Below are 16194 nucleotides of genomic sequence, written 5' to 3'. Positions count from 1 at the left end.
CCCGAAGGGACTCCTAGATGTCGATCCGCGTGATGCTCGTCGACGACCAGATGCTGCTGCGCACCGGGTTCCGGATGGTGCTCGCCGCGCAGCCGGACATGGAGGTCGTCGCCGAGGCGGGCGACGGCGTCGAGGCCCTGGAGGTGCTGCGGTCGACCGAGGTCGACGTGGTGCTCATGGACGTCCGCATGCCGAAGCTGGACGGGGTCGAGACGACCCGCCGCATCTGCCAGGACGCCCGTCCCCCCAAGGTGCTGATCCTGACCACCTTCGACCTCGACGAGTACGCCTTCTCGGGGCTGAAGGCGGGCGCGTCCGGCTTCATGCTCAAGGACGTGCCGCCGGGCGAACTGCTCGCCGCGATCCGCTCGGTGCACAGCGGCGACGCGGTGGTCGCGCCGTCCACCACACGACGGCTCCTCGACCGCTTCGCGCCGATGCTGCCCCAGACCGGCGGGCAGCCGCAGGACCAGCACCTGGAGCGGCTCACGAGCCGTGAGCGCGAGGTGATGGTGCTGGTCGCCCAGGGCCTGTCGAACGGCGAGATCGCGAGCCGCCTGGTCCTCTCGGAGGCGACCGTGAAGACGCACGTCGGACGCATCCTGACCAAGCTGGACCTGCGGGACCGGGTGCAGGTCGTCGTCCTCGCGTACGAGACGGGGCTCGTGCGGGCCGGGGGCGGCGCGTAGCCCACGTCCGCGGGGGAGCCGGGGCAGGTGCCTGTCTAGCGCAGCACGCCCTCGATGAAGTCGCTGCCCAGACGGGACACGACGCCGATGTCCAGCTGGTGCTGGACATAGCGTCCGCGGCGGCGCGTGGTGATCAGGCCGGCCTTCTTCAGGACGCCCACGTGCCGGGATATCTCCGGCGCGGTCATGCCGTGCGCGTCGGCCAGCTCGCTGGTGGTGTACGCCCCGCGCGCCAGGTGGCGGCACAGGCGCATGCGCACCGGGTGGGCGAGCGCGGCCATGCGCTGGGTCAGCTGCTCCACGGAGGGCGGGGCGATCAGGCCGGGGCTGCTGATGGGGTACGTGATCGACGCCTGCCAGCCCTTGCGGTGCAGCACCCACAGGTGCGGCCAGCCGACGCTGGTCGGGACGAGCACCAGGCCGCCGCCGCCGGTGGTGGTGCGGCCCACGCTCATCTTGTCGACGGTGATGAGCCGCTCGTCCTCGTCCACGCCGACGGCTCCGGAGACGTCCTTGAGCGCCTCCGAGAGGCCCTTGCGGCGCAGCAGCTCCGTCTTGTGCCGGGCGTCCGCGGCCAGCTGATGGCGTACGCGGGCCCAGGTGTCGGCGAAGAAGGCCTCGTCGCAGTCCTCCATGAGCGTGCGGAACCACGCGCGGACGACCGGCGGGTCGTCGAGCAGCCGCTGGGTGAAGCGCACCTGGTGCGGGCCGCGCGCGGCGGCCAGGTCCAGCGCGCGGCGCTGCACGGCGGGGTCGGACAGGAGCTTGCGGTCCGGCTCCGCGTACGTCGACTGGCAGGTGAACTCCAGGGCCGCGTCCACGAACTGCTCGTCGGTCAGCTTGTCCAGCTGGTCGAGCTCCTCGGCGAGGGTGGCCCCCGGGATCTCGTTCAGCCCGGGGAGGCCGGCGAACGGCGTGAACACGTCCGAGAACGTGGTGCGCCAGAGGAAGTCGGCCTCGCACAGGCGGTCCGCGAGGCAGGGGTCCAGGCGTGCGTTCACCGCCGTCGCCCAGCCCTGCAGCCCCGGGTGGTGGCCCGTCTCGGACAGGGCGTGCAGTGCCATGCCGAGCTCGGCCAGGGGCGAGGGCACGACGTGGATCCGCTCCAGGGGGAGCCCGCTGATGTCGATGCTCACGCTCATGACCCCATGGTGCACCGCGCCACCGACAGCACGGCCGCTGATTGACGGCGCTCGTCAATCGACGCGACGCGGGGCGGGCGGCGGGAGCAGGGTGGTGGTCATCGGGAGGCACGGCAGCGTCGCCGTCACCGACGGCAGGGCCGTCCGCTCCCGCCCGTTCCCGGGCTTTCCGGGCCGCGTCCACGGCCCGTAGGTAGCCCTCCACTCCGCCCGTTCGCCCCGTCTGCTTCCCTTCCCGCCCCTTCGGCTTCCCCCGGATCGGCACTCCCGGCGGGCGTCGCACGGCACCACCAGACCGCCCATGTCCGTTAAGTAACATTTATACCGAGAGGCGATCCGTCATGAGCGTCACCCAGCAGTACCTTCTCGACACCTACCGCGCCGCTCAGCGCGGCGAGCCGACCCCGCCCGCGCCCGGACGGGACGACTGGCAGGCCGCCCGCGAGGTCCGCGACTACCCGCGCTTCCGCGCCGTCATCGAGGAACGCCCCGCGCGCGGCCGGATCCGCGCCGCCCTGGCCCGGCTCGCCCGCGGCGGCAGCCTCAGCGGGGGATCCGCCGCACGAACTCCGCGACCGCAGCGGTGACGTCCTCGGCCGTCCACGCCAGGCCCTCCTCGGTCACCGTGACCTCCGTGACCGAGAGGCCCGGCGGACCGTCGGCGAACCAGCGCCCGAACAGCAGGGTGCCGGTCTCCTCGGCCTGCCCCAGACCGGCCTCGTCGAGCACGTCCGACGCGTACGGCAGCCACACCTGGAACTGATGGGTGTGCGGCCGCTCGGGGTGCACCCGCACCCAGGGCACCCCCGCCGCCTCGAACCCCGCGCGCAGCGCCCCGGCGACCACGCGCGCGTGGGCCACGAAGTCGGGCAGCCGGGGCAGCGTGTGCTTCAGGCCGAGCAGCGCGGAGACCGCCGTCGGGAACTGCTGGAACACCTGGCCCCCGTAGCGGTGGCGCCACACCCGCGCCTCCTCCACGAGCGTGCGCGGCCCGGCCAGCGCGGCCCCGCCGAGCCCGGCGAGCGACTTGTAGAACGACACGTACACGGAGTCGGCGAGCCCGGCGATCTCCGCGAGGCCGCGGCCGAAGTGCGGCGTGCACTCCCACAGCCGGGCGCCGTCGAAGTGCACCACCGCGTCCCGCTCGCGGGCCGCCGCCACCACCGCCTCCAGCTCCGCCCACTCGGGCAGGACGAACCCGGCGTCCCGCAGCGGCAGTTCCAGCATCAGCGTCCCGAACGGCTCCCCGAAGTCCCGCACCTCGTCCGCCGTGGGCAGCCGCGGCTCGCGCGTGGGATGCACCGTCCGCAACCCGCTCACCACCGAGAACGCGCCCCCCTCGTGCACCTCCGGATGCGCCTTGGGATGCAGCGCCACCGTCGCGTCACCGGTCCGGCCCGCCCAGCAGCGCAGCGCGACCTGCTGCGCCATCGTGCCGGTCGGGAAGAACGCCGCGTCCTCCTTGCCGAGCAGCCGCGCGACCTCCGCCTCCAGGTCGGCCACGACGGCGTCGCCGTAGATGTCGCAGGGGTCGTCCGGCCCCGCGACCTGCCCGGCCGCGGCCGCCAGCGCCGACAGGCGCTCGGTGAGCGGCACGTGCAGAGGGGAGCGGTACAGCGTCCGGGCCGCGTTCCGGGCGGCCGCGCGACGGCGGGCCGAGGGAAGTGCCGAGGGGAGTTCGGCGGCCGGCTCATCCTGTGGCCGCGAGGGCTCTTGTACTGCGCTGTGGGAGGGCATCCTCCGAGCATGACCCGCCCGTCGTCTCCGGTCACATCAATAACCACAGCCTGTGGACAGCGGAAGACGCGCCACCGACCGATCGCGTTAGCATGACGAGAAATCGTCCGGTACCCCGAGCGGACTGGAACGGAAGGCGCCGCCGCGTGAACGCATCGCATCAGCCAGACCCGCGGGACCGCCCCGCGAGGCTCACCGTGGGAGTCGTCGGAGCGGGCCGCGTCGGCCCCGCGCTCGCCGCCGCGCTGCAGCGCGCCGGGCACCGCCCGGTGGCCGCGTCCGGGGTCTCCGAGAGTTCCGTACGACGCGCCGCCGCCCTGCTGCCCGACGTCCCGCTCGTCCCGCCCGCCGACGTCCTGGACCGCGCCGACCTGGTGCTCCTGACCGTCCCCGACGACGCCCTGCCCGGCCTCGTCGAGGGCCTCGCGGAGACCGGCGCCGTGCGCCCGGGCCAGTTGCTCGTGCACACCTCCGGGCGGTACGGCACCAAGGTCCTCGACCCCGCCCTGCGGGCCGGCGCCCTGCCGCTCGCGCTGCACCCCGCGATGACGTTCACCGGCACCGCCGTCGACGTCCAGCGGCTGGCCGGCTGCTCCTTCGGCGTGACCGCCCCCGAGGAGCTGAGGCTCGCCGCCGAGGCCCTCGTCATCGAGATGGGTGGCGAGCCCGAATGGATCGCCGAGGAGAGCCGCCCGCTGTACCACGCGGCCCTCGCCCTGGGCGCGAACCACCTGGTCACCCTGGTCGCCGAGGCCATGGAGCTGCTGCGCGACGCGGGCGTCACCGCCCCCGACCGGATGCTCGGCCCGCTGCTCGGCGCCGCCCTGGACAACGCCCTGCGCTCGGGCGACGCGGCGCTCACCGGCCCCGTCGCGCGCGGCGACGCGGGCACCGTCGCCGCGCACGTCGCCGAGCTGCGCAAGCACGCCCCCCAGACCGTCGCCGGCTACCTCGCGATGGCCCGCGCCACGGCCGACCGGGCCCTCGCCCACGGCCTGCTCAAGCCCGAGCTCGCCGAGGACCTCCTCGGCGTCCTGGCCAACGGCGCGGGCGGCGCGGGCGAAGGCGGCCCGCGATGACCACCACCCTCGTGCACACCGCCGAAGACCTGCGCACGCGCGCGCGGACCGGCCGCCGGGCCGTCGTGATGACCATGGGCGCCCTGCACGACGGACACGCCTCCCTGGTCCGCGCCGCCCGCCGCGCCGCGGGACCCGACGGCGAGGTCGTCGTCACGGTCTTCGTGAACCCCCTGCAGTTCGGGGCCGGCGAGGACCTCGACCGCTACCCCCGCACCCTCGAGGCCGACGTCAAGATCGCCGGACAGGCGGGCGCCGACGTGGTGTTCGCCCCGGCCGTGGACGAGGTCTACCCGGGCGGTGAACCCCAGGTCCGGATCGGCGCGGGCCCCATGGGCACCGTCCTGGAAGGTGCCACCCGCCCCGGCCACTTCGACGGCATGCTCACCGTCGTCGCCAAGCTGCTGCACCTCACCGCGCCCGACGAGGCGCTGTTCGGCCAGAAGGACGCGCAGCAACTCGCCCTGATCCGCCGCATGGTGCGCGACCTCGACTTCCCGGTGGAGATCACCGCCGTCCCCACCGCCCGCGAGGACGACGGCCTGGCCCTCTCCAGCCGCAACCGCTACCTCGCCCCCGACGAGCGGCGCACCGCCCTCGCCCTGTCCCGGGCCCTCTTCGCCGGGCGCGACCGGCACGCCGCCCAGGAAGCCCTGCGCGCCCGCGCCGCCACCGCCCCGGCCACCCGCGCGCGGGCCGCCGCCCTCAGCGAGATCGGCGAGTCCCGCGCGGCCGCCGACGCGCACGCCGTGGCGCGGTCCGCGGAGCCCGCCGCGACCGGCGGCCCCGCCGCCGTCGTCGCGGCCGCCCGCCTCGTCCTCGACGAGGCGGCCCGCCTGCGGCCCCCGCTGGAGCTGGACTACGTGGCGCTGGTGGACCCGGCCGACTTCACCGAGGTCCGCCCCGGCCACCGGGGCGACGCCGTCCTCGCCGTGGCCGCCCGGGTCGGCTCGACGCGCCTGATCGACAACATCCCGCTGACGTTCGGAGCCGCCCTGTGAGCGCGCACCGCACCCGCCCGAGCGCAGCCGCCGCACGCCCGATCGGAGTCCCCGCATGAGCGCCACCGGAATACGGCTGCACGCACCCGCCCCCGGCTGGTCCCTCGACGCCGACCTCGTGGTCGTCGGCTCCGGCGTGGCCGGACTCACGGCCGCCCTGCGCTGCGCCGCCGCCGGCCTCAAGACGGTCGTGGTCACCAAGGCCCGCCTGGACGACGGCTCCACCCGCTGGGCCCAGGGCGGCATCGCCGCGGCCCTCGGCGACGGCGACACCCCCGAACAGCACCTGGACGACACCCTCGTGGCGGGCGCGGGCCTGTGCGACGAGGAGGCCGTGCGCACCCTCGTCACCGAGGGCCCCGACGCCGTGCGCCGCCTCATAGAGACCGGCGCCCGCTTCGACACGGGCCCCGGCGGTGCCATCGAGCTGACCCGCGAGGGCGGCCACCACCGCCGCCGCATCGCCCACGCGGGCGGCGACGCGACCGGCGCGGAGATCTCCCGCGCCCTCGTCGAGGCCGTCCGCGCCCGCGCCATCCCCACCGTGGAGAACGCGCTGGTCCTCGACCTCCTCACGGACGCCGAAGGCAACACCGCCGGTGTCTCCCTGCACGTCATGGGGGAGGGCCAGCACGACGGCGTGGGCGCCGTCCACGCCCCGGCCGTGGTCCTCGCGACCGGCGGCATGGGCCAGGTCTTCTCGGCGACCACCAACCCCTCCGTCTCCACCGGCGACGGCGTCGCGCTCGCCCTGCGCGCGGGCGCCGAGGTCTCCGACCTGGAGTTCGTCCAGTTCCACCCCACCGTGCTCTTCCTCGGCGCCGGTGCCGAGGGCCAGCAGCCGCTGGTCTCCGAAGCGGTCAGGGGCGAGGGCGCGCACCTCGTGGACGCCGACGGCGTGCGCTTCATGGTCGGACAGCACGAGCTGGCCGAGCTCGCCCCGCGCGACATCGTCGCCAAGGGCATCACGCGCCGCATGCAGGAGCAGGGCGCCGAGCACATGTACCTGGACGCCCGGCACTTCGGCGCCGACATGTGGGAGAACCGCTTCCCGACGATCCTCGCCGCCTGCCGCTCCCACGGCATCGACCCGGTGACCGAGCCCATCCCGGTCGCCCCGGCCGCGCACTACGCCTCCGGCGGCGTCCGCACCGACCCGCACGGCCGCACCACGGTCCCCGGCCTGTACGCCTGCGGCGAGGTGGCCTGCACCGGCGTCCACGGCGCCAACCGCCTGGCCTCCAACTCCCTCCTGGAGGGCCTGGTCTACGCCGAGCGCATCGCCGCCGACATCACCGCCCGGCACGCGGAACACCCCCTCCCCGCGCGCGTGCCCGCGTCCGCGCCCCCGGCCGCGACGCCCACGCACCCGCTGCTGCCCGCGGAGGCCCGCTTCGCCATCCAGCGCGCCATGACCGACGGCGCCGGAGTGCTGCGCTCCGCCGGGTCCCTCGCCGAGGCGGCCGCCCGGCTCGCCCGCATCCACGCCGAGGCCGCGGGGGCGCTCGCCGAGCACGGCAAGACGGCCGAGCCGGGCGTCGACACCTGGGAGACCACCAACCTCCTGTGCGTCGCCCGTGTCCTGGTCGCCGCCGCCCAGCGCCGCGAGGAGACCCGCGGCTGCCACTGGCGCGAGGACCACGCCGACCGCGACGACGCGGCCTGGCGGCGCCACATCGTCGTACGCCTCAATCCGGACCGGACCCTGGCGGCGCACACCACCTCGACCCCCGACTTCCCTCCGACCCGTCCCAGCCCTCAGGAGCAGTGACCGTGAGCACCCCCGACGACCTCTCTCTCACCCCGACCGGCGGCGGCTGCGGCGACGCCTGCGGCTGTGGCGGCGACGACGCGTTCGACCCCCTGGAGTGCGGCCTCGATCCCGCGCTCGGGCTGCTCCTGACCGAGGCGGGCCTCGACCCCGTGCAGATCGAGGACATCGCGCACATGGCCATCGAGGAGGACCTGGCCGGCGGCGTCGACGTCACCACGAACGCCACCATCCCCGAGGACGCCGTGGCCACCGCCGACTTCACCGCCCGCGAGGCGGGCACCGTCGCGGGCCTGCACATCGCCGAGGCGGTCATCTCCGTGGTGTGCGAGGACGAGTTCGAGGTCGAGCGGCACGTGGCGGACGGCGACCGCGTCGAGGCCGGCGACGTCCTCCTGAGCGTCACCACCCGCACCCGCGACCTGCTCACCGCCGAGCGCAGCGCGCTGAACCTGCTGTGCCGCCTCTCCGGCATCGCGACCGCCACGCGCGCGTGGGCGGACGCGCTGGACGGCACGCGCACGAAGGTCCGCGACACCCGCAAGACGACGCCCGGTTACCGCGCCCTGGAGAAGTACGCGGTCCGCATGGGCGGCGGCATCAACCACCGCATGTCGCTCTCCGACGCGGCCCTGGTCAAGGACAACCACGTGGTCGCGGCGGGCGGCGTCGCCGAGGCCTTCAAGGCCGTACGGGAGCAGTTCCCCGACGTGCCGATCGAGGTCGAGGTCGACACGCTGCACCAGCTGCGCGAGGTCGTCGGGGCGGGCGCGGACCTGATCCTCCTGGACAACTTCACGCCCGGCGAGACCGCGGAGGCCGTCGCCCTCGTGGACGGCCGCGCCTTCCTGGAGTCCTCCGGCCGCCTCACCCTGGAGAACGCCCGCGCGTACGCCGACACGGGCGTCGACTACCTCGCGGTCGGCGCGCTCACGCACTCCTCCCCGATCCTCGACGTCGGCCTCGACCTGCGAGAAGCGGTGCGCGACTGATGCTCCTCACGATCGACGTAGGAAACACCCACACCGTCCTCGGCCTCTTCGACGGCGAGGACATCGTCGAGCACTGGCGCATCTCCACCGACGCCCGCCGCACCGCCGACGAACTCGCCGTCCTGCTCAACGGCCTGATGGGCATGCACCCGCTGCTCGGCGACGAGCTGGGCGACGGCATCGACGGCATCGCGATCTGCTCCACCGTCCCCTCGGTCCTGCACGAACTGCGCGAGGTCACCCGCCGCTACTACGGCGACGTGCCCGCCGTCCTGGTCGAGCCGGGCATCAAGACCGGCGTCCCGATCCTCATGGACAACCCCAAGGAGGTCGGCGCCGACCGCATCATCAACGCGGTCGCGGCCGTCGAGCTCTACGGGGGCCCCGCGATCGTCGTCGACTTCGGCACCGCGACGACCTTCGACGCGGTCTCCGCGCGCGGGGAGTACGCCGGTGGCGTCATCGCCCCCGGCATCGAGATCTCCGTCGAGGCCCTGGGCGTACGCGGCGCACAGCTCCGCAAGATCGAGCTGGCCCGCCCGCGCAGCGTCATCGGCAAGAACACGGTGGAGGCCATGCAGGCGGGCATCCTGTACGGCTTCGCGGGCCAGGTCGACGGCGTCGTGAACCGCATGGCGCGCGAACTGGCGGGCGCGGGCGGCGATCCGGACGACGTGACGGTGATCGCCACGGGCGGTCTTGCGCCGATGGTGCTCGGCGAGGCCTCGGTCATCGACGAGCACGAACCGTGGCTGACGCTGATCGGGCTCCGCCTGGTCTACGAGCGGAACATCTCCCGGAGCTGACCGATTGGCGACGGCCGTGGGTGCGCGAGCCCGCGCCGTCTGCAAGAGTCAGCGCAGGGACGGGGATCCGAGTGGGTGTGGGGCGGGCCGGGCGATGAGGCGCAAGAGACGACTGAGCTATGCCGTGGTGGCGGCGGCGCTGCTGGTGACCGCGGGTCCCGCCGCGGTGGCCCGGGCGGCCGCACCGGCCCCGCCGCTGGCGGGCGCGAGCGCGGGCATCCTCCCCTGGCTGGCGGTGGCGGCGGTGGCCGCGCTGGGCATAGGAGCGGTCACCTACGCCTTGGCCCGCCGCCGCCCGGACTGACCCAGCCCCCGCAGCTCCGCGGCGGACACCTCCCACGCCGGGTGGGGGCGGGTGGGTGGGGAACTCCCCCCACCCCTCCGGTCGACGGGACTTACGGACCAACCCCCACCGGCCCGCACCCGAGACGGACGCCCCACCGGCCCGCACCCGAGACGGACGCCCCACCGGCCCGCACCCGCAAGCGGACGCCCCACCGGGCCGCACCCGCAAGCGGACGCCCCACCGGGCCGCACCCGCACACGAGACGCGAGGGGACGTGGGGGTATGTGCGCACGGAGCACCGAGGAAACAATGCCGTCTTTGTTCGTGCAGCGGGGCGCAGGGATAGCGAGTACGCACATACCCCCGCGGCCCCGCCCCACGACGAGACCCGAGGCGCAGACGCCACGCCACCACCATTGGCGTTAAGCCGATTTTGTCCGTTTGGCGCGTATCGTCAGCCCATGCCCACGCCATACGGATCCCGGGGCGGCATGGCCTTCAGCGCGGAGGAGCTGCGTGTGCTCCGTCGCGCCCTGGCGCTCGCCCTGCACCCCAGCCCCGTCCGTGACGAAGACGTCCAGGACTGTCTCCGTCTCGCCGAATCGCTCGACGAAGCGGCGCGCGAGGGCGCCCGGCTGCGCGCCTTCCTGATCGCCGACCTGGCCCGCTACCGCGCGGCCCTGCCCGGCACCGCCTCCGGCTACCTCGCCCTCCTGGACGAGGCCCTCGGCACCGGCTACCAGCCGGGCGCCGACGACCTCGCCGCCCTGCGCGCCCTGCGCGGCAACCCCACCGCCGCCGCCCTCCTCGACCGCTGCCGCACCCTGGCGGAACGCGCCGTCCGCGCCCGCCTCGCCGGCCGGACCGTCCCCGCCCCCACCCCCGCCCCGGGACGCGCCACCGTGCCCGCCTCCCGCACCCGCCTGCTCGCCCTCCCCGGCGGGCTGGCCGCCGCCGCGGAACCGCCCCGCCCGGTCCCCACCCCCGCCGAGGTCTTCCCCCCGAAGCGCCGCCCGGGACCGCCCGAACGGGCCCCGGAGAAGGCCCCCGAGGAATCCCCCGGCAAGGCGCCCGAAAAGTCCCCCGACACGGCCGCATCGGCCACCGCATCAGCCACGGCATCAGTCACCGCATCGGCCACCGCACGGGCCACCGCACGGACCCCGCACGCGGGCCCGCCGCACCGGCTCGCCGCGGGCTAGCTACTCTGGGGGGCATGGACTACGTTTCCGCGCTCGTGCCCCCCGTAGTGATGGCCGTGTTCTTCACCGGGCTCATCGTGACGATCGTGAAGACCCAGGGCGGCGCCAACAAGGCCAAGGAGGACGCCGCCGTGGACGCCGCGATCGCCCGCGCCGAGGCCGTCCAGCAGTCCCCGAAGGCCGGCTGAGCCCGACCCCGCACCCGCACATCCGCACCACCCGCACCACCGGCCCGCCCCGCCGACCGCACCACCCCGGGCCGCGCCCCGCGCAGGTCACCCCCCGTGCCCGCCCGCGCACCCAGGCGTACGACTCGCGTGCCATTCGAGTCGTACGCCCTTTTTGTTGCAGAAATTAGTGGTACGCCACGTCCCTCACGCATCACGCCAATAGTGACGTCTCCCACTATTGTTCTTCTGTGCCTCGTCCATTGGGAGAACTCGAAGACTCAGTCATGACGCGGGTGTGGAAGTGGAACCGCCCCGTGACCGTTCGAGAAGTCCTGGAAGACCTTCAGGAGGAACGGTCCATCGCGTACACGACCGTGATGACCGTTTTGGACAATCTCCATCAGAAGGGCTGGGTGCGCCGCGAAGCGGAAGGTCGGGCCTATCGATATGAGGCGGTCTCCACTCGTGCCGCCTACGCAGCCGCACTGATGAACGAAGCCTGGTCGCAGAGCGACAACCCCGCGGCCGCTCTCGTGGCCTTCTTCGGCATGATGTCCGCGGAACAGCGGGAAGCCCTCAGCGACGCCATGCGTATCGTCCAAGGCCCGGAGAACCCCGGCGCGGCGGACCGCGGGGCAGAGCGATAGCGTCCGTCCATGGCAGCAGAGGTCCCCGAACTCAGCGAACTCAGCGCAAAAGCGGTCTCCGTCCGCAGGGCGCGAACCTCCGATGTGCCGGCCGTGCGCCGGCTCCTCGACTCCTACGTCCGGGAGCGGATCCTCCTGGACAAAGCCACGGTGACACTTTACGAGGACATCCAGGAGTTCTGGGTGGCGGAACGCGACGACAACGCCGAGTTGGTCGGCTGCGGCGCCCTGCACGTGATGTGGGAGGACCTCGCGGAAGTCCGCACACTGGCGGTGAATCCCGAGGTCAAGGGGGCCGGAGTGGGGCATCAGCTGTTGGGCAAGTTGCTGCAGACCGCCGGCTGGCTCGGCGTCCGCAAGGTTTTCTGTCTCACCTTCGAAGTCGACTTCTTCGCGAAGCACGGCTTCGTGGAGATCGGCGAGACTCCGGTCGACGGAGATGTCTACAGCGAGCTCCTGCGTTCCTATGACGAGGGCGTCGCCGAGTTCCTCGGCCTCGAACGAGTGAAACCGAACACCTTGGGCAACAGCCGGATGCTTCTGCATCTGTGATCGTCGGGACGGTATTCCTGGCCGTCCCCTGCCCCGGTCGCCTATGTCCGAAACGCACATGTTTCCAGGCTTCCCGGGGTCGCCGGTCTCTCCCAGGGGTTTGTGTTTTTCCGGCAAAAGCGGTTTGCTTTCCGACGTACTGCAGTACTGCATATAACAGGGGCCGGTGAATCGGCGGCTGCGTCGTGCGGGCAGGCCTCACAGTTATCGATGAAAGGAAATCCGGTGGCACAGAAGGTTCAGGTCCTTCTTGTCGATGACCTCGACGGTGGCGAGGCGGACGAGACCGTGACGTTTGCGCTGGACGGCAAGTCCTACGAGATCGACCTCACCACGGCCAACGCGGACAAGCTCCGTGGCGCCCTTGAGGACTTCGTCAAGGCAGGTCGGCGCACCGGAGGCCGCGGTTCGAGCGGTCGCGGCAAGGCGCGCGCGGCGGCATCGAGCGGCGGTCAGGACACGGCCGCGATCCGTGCGTGGGCAAAGGAAAACGGTTTCGAGGTCAATGACCGCGGCCGCGTTCCCGCGTCCATTCGCGAGGCCTACGAGAAGGCCAACGGCTGACGGCTGCGACGCCGCAGCCGGACCCGGTGGCACTCGGTCGCCGCCGTGTCCACGAGTCGTACGAGACCGGAGCCCACGGCGGGGTCGCTGTGGGGCGCAGTCCCGCCTTCCCCCACCCCGGGCAGGGACGGCAGCGCAGGCAGCGTCGGCTCCACCTCGCAGCCGGGCTCCGGGGGTCGCAGCCAGATGGCGGCCCCCCGCGAGCCGGACCACCCCGGGGGCGTGGGCGCGTCCATCCGTCCGCCCGTCCCGACGGCGGTGAGGCCCAGCGGGATCCGGCCCCACTCCAGCCAGTCGAGCAGCCCCGGCAGCTCGTCGGCGCTTCCGGCGCCCACCAGGATCCGCATCGTGGCCCCGCGCAGGGCCACCGGCGCCTTCGGTCCGAGGTGGCGCAGTGCCGCGCGGCCCGCCTCGGCGGGCAGGTCCAGTACGTCGAAGCGCAGCCCCGTCAGCAGACGCACCGGGCCGGGCCCGGGGGCGGTCGCCCAGCCGAGCTCGTTCTCGTACCACTGCCGCACCGGGTCACTCCGCTCGGCCGGCGTTCGGGGCTGAGGAACTGTGGGGGCCATGTCCGGGCAACAGCCGGAAGACCGCCGGGGTTACGGAGCGTCGCGGGTTGGATGCGTTACGTGTCCGGAAAAGGGGCGTACGGGCGCGTCCGGCGGCGCAAGGGTGTTCGCCCGTAGCGGAGGGAACCGGGGCGCTCCGCATGGAGTGTCGGTCCGTACGGGTAAGACATCCCTAGTGGGAAGGGGCGACACGCGGCCTGAGGCGTCTCACGTTCGCCATCGGCGTAGTGATGGTGGGGGTAACTGCCTGGCCTGCGGGAACATCGTCTCGCACCATCGGGTTGGAGCAGTTGTCGGCGTTCGAGGTCAGGACTTCCCCTGGGAAGGGGGCCGGGTGTCGGCAGTTGGAATGAGCGGTCCCCGCTTGCGGGACTAAGCTGCGGAAGGACAGGGAGGGGACCGACCCCTTACTGCCTGACCGCTCTGAGGAGCGATTAACGATGTTCGAGAGGTTCACCGACCGCGCGCGGCGGGTTGTCGTCCTGGCTCAGGAAGAAGCCCGGATGCTCAACCACAACTACATCGGCACCGAGCACATCCTCCTGGGCTTGATCCACGAGGGCGAGGGTGTCGCCGCTAAGGCCCTGGAGAGCCTCGGGATTTCGCTCGAGGCGGTCCGCCAGCAGGTGGAGGAGATCATCGGGCAGGGCCAGCAGGCTCCGTCCGGGCACATCCCCTTCACCCCCCGTGCCAAGAAGGTCCTGGAGCTGTCGCTCCGCGAGGCCCTTCAGCTGGGCCACAACTACATCGGCACGGAGCACATCCTGCTCGGCCTGATCCGCGAGGGCGAGGGCGTCGCCGCCCAGGTCCTGGTCAAGCTGGGCGCCGATCTCAACCGGGTGCGGCAGCAGGTCATCCAGCTGCTCTCCGGTTACCAGGGCAAGGAGACCGCCACCGCCGGCGGTCCTGCGGAGGGCACGCCCTCCACGTCCCTGGTGCTCGACCAGTTCGGCCGCAACCTCACGCAGGCCGCTCGTGAGTCCAAGCTCGACCCGGTCATCGGGCGCGAGAAGGAGATCGAGCGCGTCATGCAGGTCCTGTCGCGCCGTACCAAGAACAACCCGGTCCTGATCGGTGAGCCCGGCGTCGGCAAGACCGCCGTCGTCGAGGGCCTCGCCCAGGCCATCGTCAAGGGCGAGGTGCCCGAGACCCTCAAGGACAAGCACCTCTACACCCTGGACCTCGGCGCCCTGGTCGCCGGCTCCCGCTACCGCGGTGACTTCGAGGAGCGCCTGAAGAAGGTCCTCAAGGAGATCCGCACCCGCGGCGACATCATCCTGTTCATCGACGAGCTGCACACGCTCGTGGGTGCGGGTGCCGCCGAGGGCGCCATCGACGCGGCTTCCATCCTGAAGCCGATGCTGGCCCGCGGTGAGCTGCAGACCATCGGTGCGACCACGCTCGACGAGTACCGCAAGCACCTGGAGAAGGACGCCGCGCTGGAGCGCCGCTTCCAGCCCATCCAGGTCGCGGAGCCGTCGCTGCCGCACACCATCGAGATCCTCAAGGGTCTGCGCGACCGCTACGAGGCCCACCACCGTGTCTCGATCACGGACGAGGCCCTCGTCCAGGCCGCCACGCTGGCCGACCGGTACATCTCGGACCGCTTCCTGCCGGACAAGGCGATCGACCTGATCGACGAGGCCGGTTCCCGGATGCGCATCCGCCGGATGACCGCGCCGCCGGACCTCCGCGAGTTCGACGAGAAGATCGCGGGCGTCCGTCGCGACAAGGAGTCGGCCATCGACTCCCAGGACTTCGAGAAGGCGGCCTCTCTCCGCGACAAGGAGAAGCAGCTGCTGGCGGCGAAGGCCAAGCGCGAGAAGGAGTGGAAGGCCGGCGACATGGACGTCGTCGCCGAGGTCGACGGCGAGCTCATCGCCGAGGTCCTCGCCACGGCCACCGGCATCCCGGTCTTCAAGCTGACCGAGGAGGAGTCGAGCCGCCTGCTGCGCATGGAGGACGAGCTCCACAAGCGCGTCATCGGCCAGAAGGACGCCGTCAAGGCGCTCTCCAAGGCCATCCGGCGTACGCGTGCGGGTCTGAAGGACCCGAAGCGTCCCGGCGGTTCGTTCATCTTCGCCGGCCCGTCCGGTGTCGGTAAGACCGAGCTGTCCAAGGCGCTCGCCGAGTTCCTCTTCGGCGACGAGGACGCGCTGATCTCCCTCGACATGTCGGAGTTCAGCGAGAAGCACACGGTCTCGCGTCTCTTCGGTTCGCCCCCCGGTTACGTGGGCTACGAAGAGGGCGGCCAGCTGACCGAGAAGGTCCGTCGCAAGCCGTTCTCCGTCGTCCTCTTCGACGAGGTCGAAAAGGCGCACCCGGACATCTTCAACTCGCTCCTGCAGATCCTGGAGGACGGTCGCCTGACCGACTCCCAGGGCCGGGTCGTCGACTTCAAGAACACGGTCATCATCATGACGACCAACCTCGGCACCCGGGACATCTCGAAGGGCTTCAACCTCGGCTTCGCGGCCCAGGGCGACACGAAGTCCAACTACGAGCGGATGAAGAACAAGGTCAGCGACGAGCTGAAGCAGCACTTCCGCCCGGAGTTCCTGAACCGCGTGGACGACGTCGTCGTCTTCCCGCAGCTCAGCCAGGACGACATCCTCCAGATCGTCGACCTGATGATCACCAAGGTGGACGAGCGCCTGAAGGACCGGGACATGGGCATCGAGCTCTCCCAGTCCGCGAAGGAGCTGCTCTCGAAGAAGGGCTACGACCCGGTGCTCGGCGCGCGTCCGCTGCGGCGCACGATCCAGCGCGAGGTCGAGGACACCCTCTCCGAGAAGATCCTCTTCGGCGAGCTGCGTCCCGGCCACATCGTGGTCGTCGACACGGAGGGCGAGGGCGAGACCGCCACGTTCACCTTCCGCGGCGAGGAGAAGGCGGCACTGCCCGACGTGCCGCCGATCGAGTCGGCCGCCGGTGGCGGCGCGGGCCCGAACCTGAGCAAGGACGCGTGACGCTCCCCGCGAGCTGAC

Annotated in this window: 17 protein-coding genes; 14 read left to right on the top strand and 3 right to left on the bottom strand. The window is 72.5% G+C overall.

From position 1 onward, the window contains the following. The first annotated feature begins 17 nt into the window (after positions 1 to 17). Positions 18 to 689, top strand: a complete 672-nt coding sequence (locus ACFYXE_RS15485; protein WP_361171087.1) for a response regulator transcription factor — start codon at positions 18 to 20, stop codon at positions 687 to 689. Between the two features lie 35 nt (positions 690 to 724). On the opposite strand, the gene ACFYXE_RS15480 is transcribed toward ACFYXE_RS15485, so the two are convergent. Continuing rightward, positions 725 to 1831 (bottom strand): DUF5937 family protein, encoded by a 1107-nt coding sequence (locus ACFYXE_RS15480; RefSeq protein ID WP_389312661.1) that lies wholly within the window; start codon positions 1829 to 1831, stop codon positions 725 to 727. A gap of 341 nt (positions 1832 to 2172) precedes the next feature. On the opposite strand from ACFYXE_RS15480, the gene ACFYXE_RS15475 reads away from it, so the two are divergent. Further along, positions 2173 to 2418, top strand: a complete 246-nt coding sequence (locus ACFYXE_RS15475) for a hypothetical protein (RefSeq protein ID WP_361171081.1) — start codon at positions 2173 to 2175, stop codon at positions 2416 to 2418. Here ACFYXE_RS15475 and ACFYXE_RS15470 read toward each other — a convergent pair. Then, positions 2375 to 3568 carry a threonine aldolase family protein gene (locus ACFYXE_RS15470; RefSeq protein ID WP_389312660.1) on the bottom strand — a complete coding sequence of 398 codons (1194 nt, stop codon included), beginning with the start codon at positions 3566 to 3568 and terminating at the stop codon, positions 2375 to 2377. The two genes, ACFYXE_RS15475 and ACFYXE_RS15470, sit on opposite strands and share 44 nt — an antisense overlap. A gap of 146 nt (positions 3569 to 3714) precedes the next feature. On the opposite strand from ACFYXE_RS15470, the gene ACFYXE_RS15465 reads away from it, so the two are divergent. The 11 genes from ACFYXE_RS15465 to ACFYXE_RS15415 all read left to right on the top strand — a co-directional run bounded on the left by ACFYXE_RS15465 (position 3715) and on the right by ACFYXE_RS15415 (position 12638). Further along, positions 3715 to 4647, top strand: a complete 933-nt coding sequence (locus tag ACFYXE_RS15465; RefSeq protein WP_389312658.1) for a Rossmann-like and DUF2520 domain-containing protein — start codon at positions 3715 to 3717, stop codon at positions 4645 to 4647. Next, positions 4644 to 5648 (top strand): pantoate--beta-alanine ligase, encoded by a 1005-nt coding sequence (gene panC, locus ACFYXE_RS15460; protein WP_389312656.1) that lies wholly within the window; start codon positions 4644 to 4646, stop codon positions 5646 to 5648. Before ACFYXE_RS15465 ends, panC begins: the two co-directional genes overlap by 4 nt. A gap of 55 nt (positions 5649 to 5703) precedes the next feature. After that, a complete protein-coding gene (locus ACFYXE_RS15455; protein ID WP_389312654.1) occupies positions 5704 to 7419 on the top strand; it encodes an L-aspartate oxidase in 1716 nt (571 codons plus the stop codon). Positions 7420 to 7421: 2 nt separating this feature from the next. Continuing rightward, positions 7422 to 8411: a carboxylating nicotinate-nucleotide diphosphorylase gene (nadC, locus tag ACFYXE_RS15450; protein WP_361178268.1), complete on the top strand. Its 990-nt coding sequence runs from the start codon at positions 7422 to 7424 to the stop codon at positions 8409 to 8411. After that, positions 8411 to 9217, top strand: a complete 807-nt coding sequence (locus tag ACFYXE_RS15445) for a type III pantothenate kinase (protein ID WP_361178270.1) — start codon at positions 8411 to 8413, stop codon at positions 9215 to 9217. Before nadC ends, ACFYXE_RS15445 begins: the two co-directional genes overlap by 1 nt. 94 nt (positions 9218 to 9311) lie before the next feature. Next, positions 9312 to 9521 (top strand): hypothetical protein, encoded by a 210-nt coding sequence (locus tag ACFYXE_RS15440; RefSeq protein ID WP_361178272.1) that lies wholly within the window; start codon positions 9312 to 9314, stop codon positions 9519 to 9521. 473 nt (positions 9522 to 9994) lie between these two features. Then, the gene (locus tag ACFYXE_RS15435; protein WP_389313627.1) at positions 9995 to 10705 is read left to right on the top strand and encodes a hypothetical protein; all 711 of its coding nucleotides are present in this window, start codon (positions 9995 to 9997) and stop codon (positions 10703 to 10705) included. 14 nt (positions 10706 to 10719) lie between these two features. Next, entirely contained in the window at positions 10720 to 10893 is a 174-nt protein-coding gene (locus tag ACFYXE_RS15430; protein ID WP_361178273.1) for a hypothetical protein, read from the top strand. A gap of 230 nt (positions 10894 to 11123) precedes the next feature. Beyond that, positions 11124 to 11522: a BlaI/MecI/CopY family transcriptional regulator gene (locus tag ACFYXE_RS15425; protein ID WP_361178275.1), complete on the top strand. Its 399-nt coding sequence runs from the start codon at positions 11124 to 11126 to the stop codon at positions 11520 to 11522. Positions 11523 to 11531: 9 nt separating this feature from the next. Further along, positions 11532 to 12074, top strand: a complete 543-nt coding sequence (locus ACFYXE_RS15420; protein ID WP_361178277.1) for an amino-acid N-acetyltransferase — start codon at positions 11532 to 11534, stop codon at positions 12072 to 12074. A 225-nt stretch (positions 12075 to 12299) separates the two neighbouring features. Then, positions 12300 to 12638 (top strand): Lsr2 family protein, encoded by a 339-nt coding sequence (locus ACFYXE_RS15415; protein ID WP_361178279.1) that lies wholly within the window; start codon positions 12300 to 12302, stop codon positions 12636 to 12638. Here the strand turns inward: ACFYXE_RS15415 and ACFYXE_RS15410 are convergent. After that, positions 12617 to 13207, bottom strand: a complete 591-nt coding sequence (locus tag ACFYXE_RS15410; protein ID WP_389312651.1) for an SCO3374 family protein — start codon at positions 13205 to 13207, stop codon at positions 12617 to 12619. The two genes, ACFYXE_RS15415 and ACFYXE_RS15410, sit on opposite strands and share 22 nt — an antisense overlap. A 440-nt stretch (positions 13208 to 13647) precedes the next feature. Between ACFYXE_RS15410 and ACFYXE_RS15405 the strand changes: the two genes are divergently transcribed. Beyond that, positions 13648 to 16176: an ATP-dependent Clp protease ATP-binding subunit gene (locus tag ACFYXE_RS15405; protein ID WP_150185475.1), complete on the top strand. Its 2529-nt coding sequence runs from the start codon at positions 13648 to 13650 to the stop codon at positions 16174 to 16176. Positions 16177 to 16194: the final 18 nt, after the last annotated feature.

The sequence above is a fragment of the Streptomyces sp. NPDC002564 genome (genome assembly GCF_042889645.1).
Lineage (GTDB): Bacteria > Actinomycetota > Actinomycetes > Streptomycetales > Streptomycetaceae > Streptomyces.
This window is presented reverse-complemented; position numbering and strand designations above follow the sequence as displayed.